This window comes from Desulfosporosinus sp. BICA1-9 (assembly GCF_000802135.1).
The window spans coordinates 1-15542 of sequence record NZ_JUEE01000018.1 but is presented as its reverse complement, the minus strand read 5'-3'; the positions used below and the strand labels follow the sequence as shown (position 1 = coordinate 15542).

The 15542-nt window shown below is 42.5% G+C and carries 15 protein-coding genes; 6 read left to right on the top strand and 9 right to left on the bottom strand.

Going from position 1 to position 15542, the window contains the following annotated elements; all coding sequences use genetic code 11:
- The first annotated feature begins 246 nt into the window (after positions 1 to 246).
- The 5 genes from JL57_RS02155 (at position 247) to JL57_RS02135 (ending at position 5003) form a co-directional block, all read left to right on the top strand.
- Positions 247 to 1488 carry an ABC transporter substrate-binding protein gene (locus JL57_RS02155; RefSeq protein ID WP_034140414.1) on the top strand — a complete coding sequence of 414 codons (1242 nt, stop codon included), beginning with the start codon at positions 247 to 249 and terminating at the stop codon, positions 1486 to 1488.
- Between the two features lie 201 nt (positions 1489 to 1689).
- Positions 1690 to 2568, top strand: a complete 879-nt coding sequence (locus JL57_RS02150; protein WP_034140413.1) for a branched-chain amino acid ABC transporter permease — start codon at positions 1690 to 1692, stop codon at positions 2566 to 2568.
- A gap of 17 nt (positions 2569 to 2585) precedes the next feature.
- On the top strand, positions 2586 to 3572 hold the full coding sequence (locus JL57_RS02145) for a branched-chain amino acid ABC transporter permease (RefSeq protein ID WP_034140412.1): 987 nt from the start codon (positions 2586 to 2588) through the stop codon (positions 3570 to 3572).
- Position 3573: 1 nt separating this feature from the next.
- A complete protein-coding gene (locus tag JL57_RS02140; RefSeq protein WP_291299597.1) occupies positions 3574 to 4311 on the top strand; it encodes an ABC transporter ATP-binding protein in 738 nt (245 codons plus the stop codon).
- On the top strand, positions 4308 to 5003 hold the full coding sequence (locus tag JL57_RS02135) for an ABC transporter ATP-binding protein (RefSeq protein WP_291299596.1): 696 nt from the start codon (positions 4308 to 4310) through the stop codon (positions 5001 to 5003). Before JL57_RS02140 ends, JL57_RS02135 begins: the two co-directional genes overlap by 4 nt.
- Positions 5004 to 5148: 145 nt before the next feature.
- Here the strand turns inward: JL57_RS02135 and JL57_RS02130 are convergent, their stop codons facing one another.
- The 5 genes from JL57_RS02130 to JL57_RS02110 all read right to left on the bottom strand — a co-directional run bounded on the left by JL57_RS02130 (position 5149) and on the right by JL57_RS02110 (position 10937).
- Positions 5149 to 5412 (bottom strand): hypothetical protein, encoded by a 264-nt coding sequence (locus tag JL57_RS02130; protein WP_034140411.1) that lies wholly within the window; start codon positions 5410 to 5412, stop codon positions 5149 to 5151.
- 780 nt (positions 5413 to 6192) lie between these two features.
- The gene (locus tag JL57_RS02125) at positions 6193 to 6573 is read right to left on the bottom strand and encodes a hypothetical protein (protein ID WP_034140410.1); all 381 of its coding nucleotides are present in this window, start codon (positions 6571 to 6573) and stop codon (positions 6193 to 6195) included.
- A 316-nt stretch (positions 6574 to 6889) separates the two neighbouring features.
- On the bottom strand, positions 6890 to 8173 hold the full coding sequence (gene larA / locus JL57_RS02120; RefSeq protein WP_034140409.1) for a nickel-dependent lactate racemase: 1284 nt from the start codon (positions 8171 to 8173) through the stop codon (positions 6890 to 6892).
- Between the two features lie 84 nt (positions 8174 to 8257).
- Positions 8258 to 9541 carry a (Fe-S)-binding protein gene (locus JL57_RS02115; RefSeq protein ID WP_034140408.1) on the bottom strand — a complete coding sequence of 428 codons (1284 nt, stop codon included), beginning with the start codon at positions 9539 to 9541 and terminating at the stop codon, positions 8258 to 8260.
- Between the two features lie 4 nt (positions 9542 to 9545).
- Entirely contained in the window at positions 9546 to 10937 is a 1392-nt protein-coding gene (locus JL57_RS02110) for an FAD-binding oxidoreductase (RefSeq protein WP_034140407.1), read from the bottom strand.
- Between the two features lie 236 nt (positions 10938 to 11173).
- Here JL57_RS02110 and JL57_RS02105 point away from each other — a divergent pair, with 236 nt between their 5' ends.
- A complete protein-coding gene (locus JL57_RS02105) occupies positions 11174 to 11986 on the top strand; it encodes a carbon-nitrogen hydrolase family protein (protein ID WP_034140406.1) in 813 nt (270 codons plus the stop codon).
- A gap of 62 nt (positions 11987 to 12048) precedes the next feature.
- On the opposite strand, the gene JL57_RS02100 is transcribed toward JL57_RS02105, so the two are convergent.
- The 4 genes from JL57_RS02100 to JL57_RS02085 all read right to left on the bottom strand — a co-directional run bounded on the left by JL57_RS02100 (position 12049) and on the right by JL57_RS02085 (position 15145).
- On the bottom strand, positions 12049 to 13014 hold the full coding sequence (locus tag JL57_RS02100; protein ID WP_034140405.1) for an MBL fold metallo-hydrolase: 966 nt from the start codon (positions 13012 to 13014) through the stop codon (positions 12049 to 12051).
- Between the two features lie 89 nt (positions 13015 to 13103).
- Positions 13104 to 14321 (bottom strand): MFS transporter, encoded by a 1218-nt coding sequence (locus JL57_RS02095; RefSeq protein WP_034140404.1) that lies wholly within the window; start codon positions 14319 to 14321, stop codon positions 13104 to 13106.
- A gap of 388 nt (positions 14322 to 14709) precedes the next feature.
- Positions 14710 to 14931, bottom strand: a complete 222-nt coding sequence (locus JL57_RS02090; protein WP_034140403.1) for a cobalamin-dependent protein — start codon at positions 14929 to 14931, stop codon at positions 14710 to 14712.
- A gap of 10 nt (positions 14932 to 14941) precedes the next feature.
- The gene (locus JL57_RS02085) at positions 14942 to 15145 is read right to left on the bottom strand and encodes a hypothetical protein (RefSeq protein WP_291299595.1); all 204 of its coding nucleotides are present in this window, start codon (positions 15143 to 15145) and stop codon (positions 14942 to 14944) included.
- Positions 15146 to 15542 lie beyond the last annotated feature (397 nt).

Genomic DNA, 15542 nt, shown 5'->3' with positions numbered 1-15542 from the left:
TTTAATACACCATAAATTAGTATTGTCTGTTCTACATACACCTGTTATAATTCGAACATATTCTTTTATACGTGAAGCCGTATCCTCGGCTGGTACGATTTGTTAAGAATTAAGCAAAGAATTAATTAAAATTTGAAAGGAAGTATGGTAGGATGGAGAGAAACGATCGATAGATCGGGAACGGTGAAGAGAATAAGAAGATCTCTATTTACGTTTAAACAAACTAAAGATTTAGGGGGAAATAGTATGGTTAGGATGGCAGGTAAGAGGAAATCACAAAATTTAATTCGATTAGGGTCCACGCTCCTGATTACAGCCTTATTGGCTTCAGGGTGTGCAAGCAGCGCAACTCCCAAGACAGAGCAAAAACCAATTAAAGTTGGAATTGTAGATACGTATACTGGCGGTGCAGCTGTGTATGCCAAAGACTCTTTAGATGGCTTCAAACTGGCAGTCAAAGAGTTTGCGGATAAAGGTGGTCCGAAAATCGAATTTGTCACTCGTGACGACGAATTTAAACCGGACAAATCAACGAGCTGGGCTAAAGAACTCGTAATGCGTGAACAAGTCGATTTTCTGGCAGGAACAACGAATAGTGCAGGTTCTTTAGCTGTTTCGCAATATGCTAAAGAAAGTAAAGTACCTTTCATCGTCTGGGGCGGAATGAGTGACAGAATCACTGGAGAAGCAGGTCATCGCTATGTATTTAGCACATTGCCAAATACTGCGATTATCGGTAAAGCAGGTGCTGTCCAACTCTCCAAGACCCCCTACAAAAAAATCTGGTTAGCTGGCAGTGATTATGAATATGGTCATTCAGTGATTAATAACCTCTGGTCTAACCTGACAACCATTAAACCTGACGTTAAGAAAATGGAAGAATCCTGGTGGCGTGTAGGGGAAACGGATTTCACTCCTTACATCAACGCTATTCGCAGTGCTAAACCCGATGTTCTAGTGGTTGGTACCGGGGGAGCAGACATGGTTGCCTTCATGAAAGCAGTTAAAGCAACCGGGTTAATTCAAGAAATTCCAGTTTGGGCACACACCAGTTACGACCCCGCTACCCTAAGACCACTGGGAGATCAAGCTCCCGAGGGTGTCATGGGTACTAATCCTTATCTGCATAATTATCCTGACACACCTGAAAACAAGGCCTTTGTAGAAGCCTTTAAGAAGGAATATAATCGTGAACCCGCAGCCTTTGCCTTGTATGGTTATATGGGAGGTAAATTCCTCGGCCAAGCGATTGAAAAGGCAGGAAGTACCGACAAGGAAAAGATTATTGACGCTCTGGAAGGATTAACCATCGACACTCCAGTCGGCAAGGCCACCCTCCGTAAAGAAGATCATCAGGTCGCAATTCCCATGTCCTATGGTGTCGTTGCCAAAGTCAATGGTACCTTTACGGGTAAAGATCTTCACACTCTGAGTCCTGAAGAAATTATGCCTTCGATTGACGCAATCCTCAAGGCTAGATCAAAATAGTATCCGATAATGTCAAGAAATTGGAAAAAGATAAAAGGGCGGTGCTGTATGGTGCCGCCCTTTACGCTACTAGTCAGAAAGTATAAACTAAAGTTTATATACTTTCTGGAAGCATAAGTGCAACTAAGGCGACCGCCTGCGCCTGGAAGGCTTGGCGCTAGTCAAGTTTTCTTTAAATCATGATGACGGGGGAGATTACCCATGGATTTTGCCACACTCGCTAGCCAGTTTTTTATTGGTCTGAGCAGGGGGATGATTTTCTTTATTGTCTCTGCAGGGCTCACTCTCATCTTTGGAGTGTTAAGAATTACGAATTTTGCGCACGGTGCACTTTATATGGTAGGCGCCTTTATTGCTTACTCAGTTTCAACCGTTTTTGGGCAAGGTCCTTATGGTTTTTGGTTAGCCCTGTTGGTTGCTCCTCTCGCAGTGATGCTCATCAGTCTGGTAATTGAGCGAGGGCTGCTTCGATTTATCTATAACCGAGATCATTTAATTCAGATGCTCTTGACCTATTCCCTAGTGCTGATTGCTGGAGATCTTGTCAAGATAATTTGGGGAACAGAATATAAATCGATGGATATCCCTGGAGTTTTGAGGGGGTCCTTCAATCTATGGGGGGCATCCCTTCCCTGGTATAATGCTTTCCTTCTGGTTATGGGACCGATTGTTGCCCTTGGGTTATGGTTGTTCTTATCAAAAACTCAGCTTGGCAAAATCTGCCGTGCAACGGCTACCGACCGTGAAATGGTCGATGTTTTAGGGATTAACAGCACCCGTGTGTTTGCGATGGTTTTTGCCTTGGGTGGCTGGCTCGCCGGGTTGGGAGGGGCTTTGATTGCGCCAACGACCACCATTTCAATGGGTATGGATGCTAGCATTATCATTTATGCTTTCTTGATCGTGGTAATAGGTGGCCTAGGAAACATCTGGGGTGCACTGATTAGTTCTATTATTATGGGGGTTGGGGAGGCCTTTGGAATTTTGTTTATTCCAGGCATTGCCATTATTATCCCCTATATTATAGCGGGTGTTCTCCTGATCGTACGACCCTCTGGTTTACTAAAATCTGCCTGGTAGAGAAAGGAACGTCAGATATGTCCACGAATAACTTGAAATCAATTGAGAATCCGAAAGGAAAATTGAGCACTTATCTAGGCCTAGGTTTGTCAGTATCCGGAATTTTGATACTTCTGATGATCCCTAGGATGCTCACTCAATATTATGTCTACTTGTTGGCGACTGTTTTTACAACCGCTTTACTAGCCTCCAGTTTGAACCTGGTTCTCGGTTACGGAGGACTTCTACATTTACACCATGGCGTATTTTTCGGGGTTGGTGCCTATACTGTAGCGATCGTGATGACCAAAACGTCTTGGCCATTTGCTGTCGCAGTCTTGCTCGCCCCCCTGATTGCTGCACTCATAGCTTTAGTGATCGGCTGGTTTTGCGTACGTTTAAGGGGCCTCTATTTCGGTATGCTTACTCTAGCTTTAGGCCAGTTGGTCTGGGCAATTGTTTACCGCTGGAATGCACTGACTGAGGGAGACAACGGCATCCATGCCATACCCGTTCCGGAATTCTTGTCCTCCATAAATTCAGTCTATTATACGACTCTTGCGGTTCTAGTCATCACTCTCGCAATTCTCTATCTGATCACCAAGTCGCCATTTGGTCTCATATTACTTGCTACTCGTGACAACCCCGTGCGTTCTGAAAGTGTCGGAATCAATGTCAAACGGCACCGTCTGACAGCCTTTGTGATTGCTGGATTCTTCGCTGGCATTGCGGGTGTTCTATTTGTCTTAGTGGAACGCTCTGTAGCCCCCTCCCTGTTATTTTGGAACAAATCGGCTGAAATCCTGATCATGTGCTTAATGGGAGGCCTTACTGTTTTTATGGGCCCAACGTTAGGGGCTGGGATTTTAGTCCTTTTGTCGATGGTCGTTGGTCTGTACACAGAATATTGGCTGCTTGTCCTTGGTCTGCTGCTGCTGATCCTTGTACTCTTCTTGCCTCAAGGTATTCTTGGTTATTTAATGGAGAGTTATGGCAAAAACCGGAGTAAGAGAGGAGAGAATTAGCATGCTTCAGGTTGAACAGCTTAGGAAAGCCTTCGATGGATTTCAAGCCATCTCGGATGCTCACCTCTCGGTTCCGAAGGGAGAAGTGGTGGCAGTCATTGGTCCCAATGGCGCAGGGAAATCCACCTTATTCAACTTAATAACCGGACACCTGCAGGCCGATTCCGGCCATATCAAATTCCAGGGTCAAGATATTACAAACTCAGCACCCTATACGATTTGCCATAAAGGTATGGCCAGATCCTTTCAGTTAATCAATATTTTCCAAAGTCTTACGGTTTTTGAAAACGTGCAAACCTCTGTCATCGCTAAACATCGCTTGGATCGCAAATTTTTCAGACCCTCCAAAAAACTCCTTATTGAAGAGTCATTAGAGGTTTTAGAAAGTTTCGGACTGTTTGAATTTAAAGATCGTTCGTGCAGTTCTCTCTCTTATGGGGATCAAAAAGTCCTAGAAATTGCGATTGCACTGGGTAGCAAACCCGAACTCTTACTCTTAGATGAACCAACTGCTGGGATGTCGTCAGAAGAAACCCGCAAAATAGTCAATCTAATTAAGCGGTTATCCCAGGAAAAAGGCCTTACCATTCTGCTCACTGAGCACGATATGGAATTAGTTTTTGATGTTGCCCAAAAAATAATGGTTCTTCATCAGGGTAAAACCATTGCTCAGGGTCTGCCGGAAGATATCAGAAACGATAAATCTGTGCAAAATGCCTATTTGGGGGAAGCGGAATGATGTTAGACGTTAGAGACATTCACACCTATTACGGGTTAAGTCATATCTTATTCGGTTTATCCTTACAGGTAAGTAAAGGAGAAGTAGTCTGCCTGCTTGGTCGTAACGGGGTAGGCAAGACAACGACACTTAAGAGCATTATTGGACTTACCCCGCCGAAAACCGGACAAATCTTTTTTAAAGGCCAGGAAATTACCAAGGTTGCTACCAACCGCATGGTTAAATTAGGAATTAGCTTTGTCCCTGATAACCGCCGGATCTTCGCAGACTTGTCTGTACGTGAAAATCTCGAGATCGCAGCAGGAATTAAACCGGGTGCTTGGGATTTGGCTAAAGTTCATGGCTTATTCCCCGTTCTGAAAAGAGTAGAGAATCGTAGAGGTGGGAACTTAAGCGGAGGAGAACAGCAAATGTTAAGTATTGCTAGGGCTCTGCTTGGAAACCCGGAGCTTCTGATTTTGGATGAGCCGACCGAGGGGCTAGCACCTTTGATCGTTCGAGAATTGGAAGAGCAAATTCTCCAGCTTTGTTCAACTGGAATATCAATTCTCTTAGCAGAACAAAATCTCAAATCTGCCTTAAAATTGGCCGATCGGTGTTATGTCCTAGAACGGGGACAAGTACGTTTTGAAGGGACCGTCGAGGAGTTAGCTGAAAATGAAGACGTGCGCTCGAAATATTTATTGGTTTAACTCATAAATACTACCTTAAAATCTTGTACTTGTCTATTATTAAAGATCGGTCTCATTAGAAGCACTATATAAAGAAAAGTTGCCTAAAATATTCATATTAAGTCAAATATTTTAATACCCCAACTAAATTTATATCCAAATTAATTTACTTTAAATTTGATTCAACATATAGGTAGTAACCTTTTGGCTTAATACTTTTAGATAAGCCTACAATATAAGGTGTATTTTTATAAGTAAATTTAAGTATTATTTTTTCATTGTTCAAATTGGGATTCTCACTAATAAAACTATCTTTGCTGGCAAGATTTTTAAAGAATTTTATTATATCTTCCTCTGATAATGTAGTATAATATGCAGCCGCATTTTCAGAGTAACGATATGTAAATGCTGTATGTTCAGGTAAAGGCAATACTAGAGTCTCATTCTCAAAAGAATCCTTATGCTCAACTACCGGATTAAATATTATGTCAAAAGGTAATCTGAGTTGCTGACTACTTATATATTTAAAAACTGAAGTCCCTAAACCCCCCCATAGTAAACTTAGGGCAATTATTGAATATATAAGAAAATTCTTTTTTTTATTAAAAAAAATGCGAGTAGGTAACTTAAAGTAATAATTACAATTATTACAGTGACATTGAATATTAATTGTCTCATTATATCTCTCTCCCTACTTGGCTACAAAACAACTCAGATATTAAAAACGTTAGGAGTTCTTTTTTTATAATATGGGAAGAAGTGAGTGGATATAACATTAATGTATCATGCATTCCACTCACTTTTCACTAATTCAATATACTGTACTAATATTTATTATCACGATGGAAATATCTTGGTAAAACTTCCGAATGAAACAGCTTCCCAATCTATAAACCTACTCGAGGTTGTCCAGTTATCATTAACTTTGAAAAATTCTTTAGTACTATTATATATGATATACCCCGTAACACATACAGAGTGATTTGCGTAATAACCATTTGGCAAATTAAAGACAAAAGGCCTATCTTGGTCGATTTCTGCCTCTGCCGTGCTCCAACTCAATACATAATCGTTATTCCCTCTCCCTGTTGAATGCCCATATTGATGCCACAAATCAGTAACAATATCATCTGCGTATGTCGGATTTGTTCCGCCACTGAATGTATATCCATATCCTACAGCAATACTTCTAACATTGCTGTAAAGAGTACTAATGCTTGAAGGTATTCCAGATTCCCCGACTTCTATGATAATCAAATACCATAGTAATTGAAGAAAGTGTACAGTTATTTGCACCTGATTCAAGGTCATTTTGTAAACGAGGTGTAACATTTAAATATCTTTGCCAATTTGCTGTCCATCCTGAACCATACCTATCGTTGACATATGAATAGGTATCGTATATTCCACCATATCCGCTTTCTCCGCTTATTTGCCCATTATAGCCACACATCCACTCCTTAATCTTGAAATGATCTTCTTTTTTTACTCTTTTAATAATATCTTTATTTTCTTCTAACTTTTTCTGATCATGTTTGAATTTGCTTTTTATATTTTCTCGTTTAATTACTTGCTTATCCTTTGTATACAATATATTGTCTTTCTCTACAGCATACTCTAACGGTGCAGTATAATATACTATGTCGTTTCTATCCCCCTTTCATTTACTTACAAAAAGCAACCTTTTTAATAAATTATCCCTTATTACCTCCTATATTTCATTTCTTGACTATTATATTTTGTAGTTAAATGGAAAACAATGGTTTCGGCAGTATCATCCATATTTATTAAGTATTTCCTATTCTTGCAAAGTTTATATTTTCAAAGTTCTTTTATTACCGTCGTAAGGTAAATAGTGCCTTATCCCGATTTCAGGATAAGGCACTATTTACCACTTACAATTACAACTAACTCACGATCGGAAAGGTGCTTCCGCCGTGAGGCATTATATAGACAGATTCAGGTTGATGTCCAAGTATTTGACTTGCTAACTGCAAAGCTCCTGCAGGGCTATTAGACGGAATCATCTTCACGCCTTTAACAAGATCCTCCGATAAGGAACTGATCAAAATGACGGGTGACTTTTGGCAGATGCTCGCTGTTTTCAAGCTTATATAGCCTGGCATGGTAAAGTCAGCATGAAGTCTGGCATTCATCCCCTCCACCTCGTCATCCTTAAAAAATTCCTGAAAAGGTTGAGAACCTACTCCCTCAGAGCATTCACTAACCAGGATAATAACTCCACCTTCTTTTACCGCATAACTAGCATTATCCAGGGCCTTGATTGATTGGTAAAGCTGAGTATCTTTGGGATACCCACCGCTCGATACGATGACTAGCTCCGCCTTTTCTTCGATTTCAATTCCGAAGATTTCTTCGGTAACCCGACAGCCCGCTAAATGTGCCTCATACAACTCACCGGCTGCAAGATAGACAAATTCTTTCTTCTCGTTAACAACGACGTTTAGTATGAAGTCTACGCCCACTAGACGCGCAATTTCTAACATATCCTCAGCAACCGGATTGCCCTCCATTTTTCCAGTCTCTATGTTTGGATTAATTCCAGAGGTCCCTCCTCCTTGAAGTGCTAAAGCATGGTTTTGCTGAATCATCTCGTAGCTACAAACTCCAGGCGCAATAGACTTACGGCCACCACCAAATCCTGCCAGCAAATGATACGCAATTCCACCGGTCAGAATCACCTTGTCCGCTTCCCACACTCGACGGTTTACACTAAAGGGTGTTCCCCGTGAGGATTTGCCCAAATCCACTAAATCCTGGGCATGACACTCGTGATCAAAGATCGGAACCCTCGCCAAAACTTTTGCCCCACAAATTGCCGTGTGTTCTTCTAAGGTCAGCAAACGGTGGTCCCCGGTTGCCGTTACAAGAGAAATGTCCTTATCCGGTACTCCGGCTCCATTTAAAACATCCAGCAATACCGGCAAAAGGACATCTGTCCGTACCCATAGTCGTGTAAGGTCACTAACTATAATTACTACTTTATCCCCTGGTTTTACCACCTCGATCAGTGGAGCCGTGCCAAGAGGATGAGCCAAAGCCTGGAGAATTGCCTGTTCGATTTCTAAAATCGGCTGACTGGCTTTTGCTTTAATTTCCTTAACCTTCACGGAAGATGAAAGACTAAAAGACAACGCCTCTTTACCATAGGCAAGGTTAAAACTATTCATCCTTTACTCTCCCTTTCAATATTGATGGCGTTTTTCAAAAGATGTTCCCTGTTTCTCTATTCCTCTATTCTATTCTCTTTCTTCCTAGCTTCCCTTATTTTGCTTAGCATCATAAGCCATTTCCAAAAGTTGTGCAGTATGCATCACCTGTACAGAAACTCCTTGGCGATTCAGCCCGTCCGCGATGTGCATTCGACAAGCGGAACACCCTGTCACCAACACTTCTGCGTCCGTCTGTTTAATAGACTCAACTTTATGGTCATTGATTTTTGTGGATAGTTCGTAGTGGTATAAGCTGAAGGAACCTGCACTACCACAGCAGGTATCCGGTTTACTCATTTCTTCAAACGTCAACCCCGGGATACTTCTGATGATCTGTCTGGGTTGTTCTTTTACCTTTAATCCTCTAACCAGGTGACAAGGATCATGATAGGTAACCTTGATTGGCAAACAACCCATTTTATCCTCGAACCCCGCTAAGGAAACCACCAGTTCTGTGAAATCCTTGATCATGGCCCCAAGCTTCTTCGCCTTTTCGGCATAGATCGGATCATCCTCAAGTAACTCAGCATACTCTTCCTTCAGACTTAAACCGCACGTGCCACAGGCCACGACTACGACATCGACCTCTTCTTTCAGTAAGACATCGATATTTGCTCTCGCCATCTCTTTAGCCGTTTGATAGTCCCCATTAATCCTGACTGGGGTACCACAACAGTTTTGGAGAGCAGGAATGACAACCTCCACTCCATTTTGTTTTAGGACGTTGATCACCGCCCGACCGGTATCCGTATAAATATAGTTGATCATACACCCCGTGAAAAAAGCTACCCTCATAGTTGCTTCTGGAACTTTGACTACTTCCGGGTACAGCATTTTCAATGGTTTTGGGGCGAGGGGTGAAAGAAGTCTTCTCTTATCTATCCCTAGGGACATTCTCGGTAACATTCCTTGGCCATTAGGTCCTTTACGGAAGATTAGGCCTTGGAAAATTCGTCCTGTCCTCATACCCGTGTTAAACACCCAACGATTCTTTAAAACCAACCGAAAAATCAAGTTCTTAAGAGGTGAGAGTCCTTTCTTGGCGGTGATTTCCTTGCGGGCTGCTTCCACCAGCTTGTCGACTTTCACACCACTCGGACAGTTTACAACGCAAGCCTTACACATCAAACACAAGGACATCTTGTCAATTAAACCTGCAGTGAAATTCAAATCTTTGCTAATAACTCCGCGAATCAGCTTCACTCGTCCTCTGGCAACCGTGGATTCTGCTTGTAATTCTTTAAAGACTGGACAGACATTTTGGCAGGCACCACACCGAATACAGCGGATGACTTCTTTCTCCCATGACTCAAATGAACGTTCCATCCCATCACACTCCAAACATTACGCCAGGGTTTAATATGTTGTTAGGATCAAGTGCTTGTTTAATCCGGTGTTGTACTTCCAGTCCAACTTCCCCAGTCTGTCGAGTAATATACTTGGATTTTGCTCGTCCGATACCATGCTCACCACTTAAGGATCCGCCCAATTCCACCGTCGCTATAAAGATCTCATCGATGGCTTTTTCTACCCGCGCTGCCTCCTCCAGATTCGTTTCATCGGTCAGGATTGTGGCATGCAAATTGCCATCTCCGGCATGTCCGAGTATCGCAATAATGATGTTATACTTAGCTGCAATTTCCTGAATCCGCCTCACAGCTATCGGAATGCTGCTCCGTGGAACGGTCGCATCCTCACCGATAATGGTCGGTTTTACCCTCGACACAGCGGCAAAGGCTGAGCGGCGAGCACGCCATAATTCTTCTGCTTCTTCTTTCGTCTTGGCAATCCGGATCTGGACAGCCCCTAGTCGTTGGCAGACTTGTTCTATCTTCGCAATCTGCTTAGCTAAGATTTCCGAATCCCCATCAACTTCGATTAAGAGCACAGCACCTGCCTCCGTGGGTAATCCCACCTTGGCATATTCCTCAATATTTCTAATATAAATATTGTCTAATAATTCGAGTGAGCAAGGAACCAGCCCGACAGCGATGATTTCAGAGACTGTCTCACACGCTTGTTCGATCTCAGAGAAAACTGCCATCATGGTGCTCTTGGCTTCCGGTAAAGGGATAAGTTTAACAATAATTTTGGTTATAACACACAACGTTCCTTCTGACCCAGTGAATAGCTTCGTCATATCGTACCCAGTTACATTCTTGATCGTTCTTCCACCGGTATTCATAACCTCTCCGCTCGGAAGCACTACCTCGAGCCCAATAACATAGTCTCGAGTCACTCCGTATTTCACGCCACGCGGTCCTCCTGCACATTCCGCCACATTACCGCCCATCGTTGAAAAAGCCTGACTGGCAGGGTCCGGAGGATAAAACAGACCTACTCGCTCAACTTCGCTCTGTAATTGGCCAGTAATTACGCCAGGTTCCACCACTGCAATCAAATTTTTACGATCAACCTCAAGTATTTTGTTCATTCTCTTGAGCACCAGGACGATACAATCCCCTACAGAAATAGATCCTCCGCTGACATTTGACCCTGCTCCCCGTGGAACGACTGGAATCATCTCTTGATTAGCCAGTTTAAGAATCTGTGCTACTTCTTCTGTGTTACCTGGGTACACAGCAACTCCCGCTAAATCCTTCTTCACATCTGCCTTAACAAAAGAGGCGTCATAGGTATAACAATATAGATCCTCCAAGGTTGTATATAAGTTGTCTTTGCCGACAATTTCACTAAGCTTCTGAATGATCTCTGGCTTCAAAACTCGTTGCCTCCTTAAGTGGGATCCCTTTGTTTAAAAGAGATTTTCGTTGAACTATATAACAAGATATTATTTCGCTGTCTGTTCTAAATATCCTTTAAAATCGACAAAGAGGCCCGCAAAGGCCTTTTCGGATCTCTTGCATTGCTGTTCGAAGAGATTCATAATATCTAAATAAGAAGATGTTTACTTGTCCTTTACTAATAACAACAAAGGATTCAAAGGAGGCAAAATTGGTGACCACTCTAAAGATAGCATTATGTCAGCTGCATGTTGCGGCTGATAAGCAAGCAAATCTCAACAATGCCGCAGCTTCGCTCCAGGCGGCAGCTGCTGGAGGGGCAAATCTGGCAGTCTTGCCGGAAATGTTCAATTGCCCGTACGATATCCATTGCTTTCGGGACTACGCTGAGGAAATCCCCTCAGGAGAAACGACGAACCACCTCGTCAGCCTTGCACGCACCCATGGTCTTTTTCTTGTCGGCGGCTCAATTCCGGAACTGTCGGGTGAACTGATTTATAATACAAGTGTCGTATTTAACTCCCAAGGAGAGATTATTGCCCTGCACCGCAAAGCCCACCTGTTTGATGTGCGTGTCAAAAATGGTATTGAGTTCACAGAATCACAGGTACTGTCCCCAGGAAATGCTACTACACTGTTTGAAACTCCGTGGGGTAAATTCGGTGTGGAAATATGCTATGATATTCGCTTTCCAGAATTAACTCGAAAAATGGCTATGGACGGAGCCCGCCTTGTCATTGTCCCCGCGGCATTTAATATGACCACTGGTCCAGCTCACTGGGAATTGTTGTTCCGCAGCCGTGCCCTAGACAACCAAATTTTCATGCTGGGCACTTCTCCTGCCCGTAATCCCCATGCTTCCTATGTGGCCTATGGTCATTCCTTAGCCGTCAATCCGTGGGGCCAAGTGCTTGCACAGTTGGACGAAAAGCCAGGAATTCTGATGATCGATCTTGATTTGACCCAAATTGAAGAGGTTAGAGAGGCTCTGCCGGTCTGGAAACAACGTCGGGAAGATCTTTACTGAAATGGCTCTCAACTATAGACTGTCTTCACCGCAGACTCGATGTTCAGCCTTAGCTGAGCGTATCACTTAAGCTCGTAAAGAAGCACCCCATCCTTATTTATCCGCTCCACAAGTCCGATATGGACTAAATGTTCTAAATGAGATAATGCTTCACCTGAAGCAAACCACTTTTGAGAAGATGGAAAGTCAGCCCATCTTTTATGACTTATATCCCAGTGCATTGAGGCAGCCATTTCAATTGGGGTCTTTCTCCCCTCTTTTAAAATACCCAAAATCTCTTGGAGACGTTCTTTATGATGACTCAGAAGCTCAGTAATTCTTTTTCTGTGATCCCTGATGATCTTCCTATGAGCCGTAAATAAGTAATCAATTTCATACTCATATACCTTGTTTAAGCTCTTGAAATAGGTTGCTAAAATATCCTGTTCAAATCCCCAAAATGTAATATTCGGGGTTATTTCATCGAGGATGTGATCTCCACAAAAAAACAGCTGATGGGTTTTCTCATACAAGCCAATCTGCCCGGGCGTATGCCCCGGAATATCCACGACTTCGAAACTATAATCCCCTATTACTATTTTATTCCCTTCACATAATGGGCTAAATTCAAGAGACTCGGTCTGTCTCGCCCCAAATTCTTTGCCAAAGTTTATAGAAGTACCGTTTTCAAAGCCTAATAGTTGGTTTAAGGATTCGAAAAACAGATCCCTCTCAGTCGTTTGATTTAAAATTTCTCCATCAATCTGACTAAAATATATGCCATGTACTCCTTGTTTTTTAAGAGCAGGAGCTAGACCTGCGTGATCACTATGCATATGGGTAATCAGCAGATCAGTCTTGCTTATGTCAATGTTTAACTCTTCTAGACCCTTCATTAACTCGGTCAGGCACTCCGCGGTGTTAAATCCAGTATCGATGATCAAATTTCTACGTTCAGATAGGATGATATAACTATTGATAGCTTTTAAGGGATTCTTAGGGAGAGGTATCTCGTTCTTGAAAATATTGGGGTAAACTTCAGTAATCATCTAATGCCTCCAAATTAATCAACTTCTCAGTCAGCAAAACCACTTGCTCTGAGAAATAAAAATGCCGCAGAATTCAATTATCTTGTCTATTATAACTTGTTTACTATCGGTGTAACCGTTTGTTTTATCGGTAATAGGGGCAACAAGAACAATAGCCCAATGATGTACAGGAGTCCCGCTGTTTCATACATAGCAAGCAAAGAAAACATTTTCTTAAGCAGCCCCGCCATACTCATGGTCACCACCATCGCTCCAGTATAGAGCGGCATGAGAATTCCATTCACTCGACCGATAAACTGACTATCAGTATTCTGTAAAATCATCATGTTTATGCCAATCATAATGCAAGGAAGAACTAATCCCATTAATAAATGCACTAGATAGGTTAACCAGGGGGTCGTCGAAAATCCACATACTGCAATACCGATTGCCGAGATGAACATCCCTAGGGCTAAAAGTTTTTGTGGCGCAATAGCTTTAGCGAAAACCATGACGACGATCCCGCCTACAAGCATCCCTATTCCGTTAAAGGTCATGAGCCATTGCAAATTCTCTTTCGGCAAACCAAGCTGTTCTGTGACCAGAAAGATTCCTAAGGGCTGAATAAGGCCCCCTCCTAAGCCAGCAGCCAAAAAGCATAAGCCTAAGAGTGTCAAAACCTTCTTGGCGAGTACATAACGAATACCAGCTATCATTTCCTGGCGAAGGGTTGTTTTCACCTTTTCTACCACGTTGACGCGGTCCGGAGGCAGGAACGTTAAGGCACCCGCCGAGAATAAAAACGCTAAGCCCATCACTGTAATTGAGGTCATAATCCCAAACTTCTGATAGACAAACGTGCCAAGGATTGGTCCAAGAATCATAAAAATGGTAAAGATCGTCTGATAAATCGACATTACTGGTTGCATTTGTTCTGCAGGCAGTTGTTCCTTAATCAGCTTCATCCCTGATGGCATTGAGAACTGAGATAAAATAGCAGAAATAATGGTCGTAAAAAAGACGGCTTTCCAAGTGCCTAATACCAAGGTGAGCAAGACAGCAAACACGGACACCGCACTAAGGACATCACACCAGATCATGGTTCGTTTTGGACGCCAACGGTCCGCAAAGGTTCCACCGATAAACGAGAAAATAAACATTGGCCCATATTCTGCCACGAAAATCATTGAGACAGCAAACGCATCCCCATTTGTTTGTTCCATGACAAAGAGTAACACGGCAAAATTACGCACCCAGATTCCAATTTGTAAAAATAAGGCTGATCCTAAGATCGCTTGCACAAATCGATTACGAATTAACTCTAACATAAAACCCCCCTAATCCAGTTTTTTTGGACAGGAGGCAGAACATCTTATAATAGAAACGTGAGTTGCATACCTCCTCAACAAGACACGAAAAGGCATAAAAATCTAGTACTATGCAACCCAGTCGTATATTAAAAATGCTCATACTAATCCTATCCGAAAAATTGCTCGTTCATATTAACAAGAATTTTTGAAAGAAACAAGAATTAGTAGCGCATTATCTTTATCTTCACCCTTTCATAAGCCATTCTTAGTAATGCTAAACTATTTGACAAACTAAGTCAATATCATAGTAAGAAAAGAAATGTAATCACCAAACTGAATTTCATGACAAACTGATTTATTTTGGGTAGTAATCAGCCCTTTAACTTAGCTTTTTACAACCCTTTTCTTAGGAAATTTGGTTGGTATACCCCGTTATTCCCACCATATCTGGCCGAAAAGACCGAAAAGCGGATTCAAAATCTGGTTCTAGCCGAGCATCTAAGAGCAAAACCTCATGACCGTCTTCTTTAAAACCAGACCCAAGGTACTCAAGTCCAAGGGGTTCATACATATACACTTTGTCCATAAAGGAAGTACTGCTGGGAGGTTGAATCAACATTACTTTCATGGTTTATTCCTCACTCTCTTCTATCTTCGACACCGTGCATAAACAAGTCGACCATCGCTCCAAGATTCTTCTCGGCATCCCAAACTTCAGGTTCCAATAACCAAACTAAGAATTCCATGATGTACATCATTTCTAGATGTTTTGCGAGATACTCAGTCGGCATATCCTTTCGGACTTCGCCATTTTCTTGTCCGTAACGAATGATTTGTGACAAAACAATATCCAACCCACTTCCTTGGTAAGTCCCTTTCTTTAACATGGATTGAAACTGAAGTTACCTGCCTTCTGGGAGTAAACTCGTTCAACTAAAGTTGAACATCGAGTCTTCGGTGGGGGAGTCTCACGAGCGGATCAATATTTGAACCCCCCCTTGATCCAGAGGCCGATGGATTCGGCATGGTTGTATATAATATGGATTTGCTTGTACTATGGTTACTGTAGGGAAGCATCTTTGTCCAAACCGCATTTTTTTATTGGCGCTATAGCCCTCACGCTTGTCTGGGGCTCGGCATATCCTATAGCGGTATCTGAAAAGACATTCCGCAAAAGGATGGGCAGCCGGTATGAGGATGGAAATTTCCAACAGGACGCCTGAGCAAATCGCGTCCGAG

Coding starts and splice junctions, on each gene's coding strand:
- JL57_RS02155 (WP_034140414.1), top strand. CDS start 247: ATGGTTAGGATGGCAGGTAAGAGGAAATCACAAAATTTAATTCGATTA.
- JL57_RS02135 (WP_291299596.1), top strand. CDS start 4,308: ATGATGTTAGACGTTAGAGACATTCACACCTATTACGGGTTAAGTCAT.
- JL57_RS02095 (WP_034140404.1), bottom strand. CDS start 14,321: ATGTTAGAGTTAATTCGTAATCGATTTGTGCAAGCGATCTTAGGATCA.
- JL57_RS02150 (WP_034140413.1), top strand. CDS start 1,690: ATGGATTTTGCCACACTCGCTAGCCAGTTTTTTATTGGTCTGAGCAGG.
- JL57_RS02140 (WP_291299597.1), top strand. CDS start 3,574: ATGCTTCAGGTTGAACAGCTTAGGAAAGCCTTCGATGGATTTCAAGCC.
- larA (WP_034140409.1), bottom strand. CDS start 8,173: ATGAATAGTTTTAACCTTGCCTATGGTAAAGAGGCGTTGTCTTTTAGT.
- JL57_RS02145 (WP_034140412.1), top strand. CDS start 2,586: ATGTCCACGAATAACTTGAAATCAATTGAGAATCCGAAAGGAAAATTG.
- JL57_RS02115 (WP_034140408.1), bottom strand. CDS start 9,541: ATGGAACGTTCATTTGAGTCATGGGAGAAAGAAGTCATCCGCTGTATT.
- JL57_RS02100 (WP_034140405.1), bottom strand. CDS start 13,014: ATGATTACTGAAGTTTACCCCAATATTTTCAAGAACGAGATACCTCTC.
- JL57_RS02090 (WP_034140403.1), bottom strand. CDS start 14,931: ATGAAAGTAATGTTGATTCAACCTCCCAGCAGTACTTCCTTTATGGAC.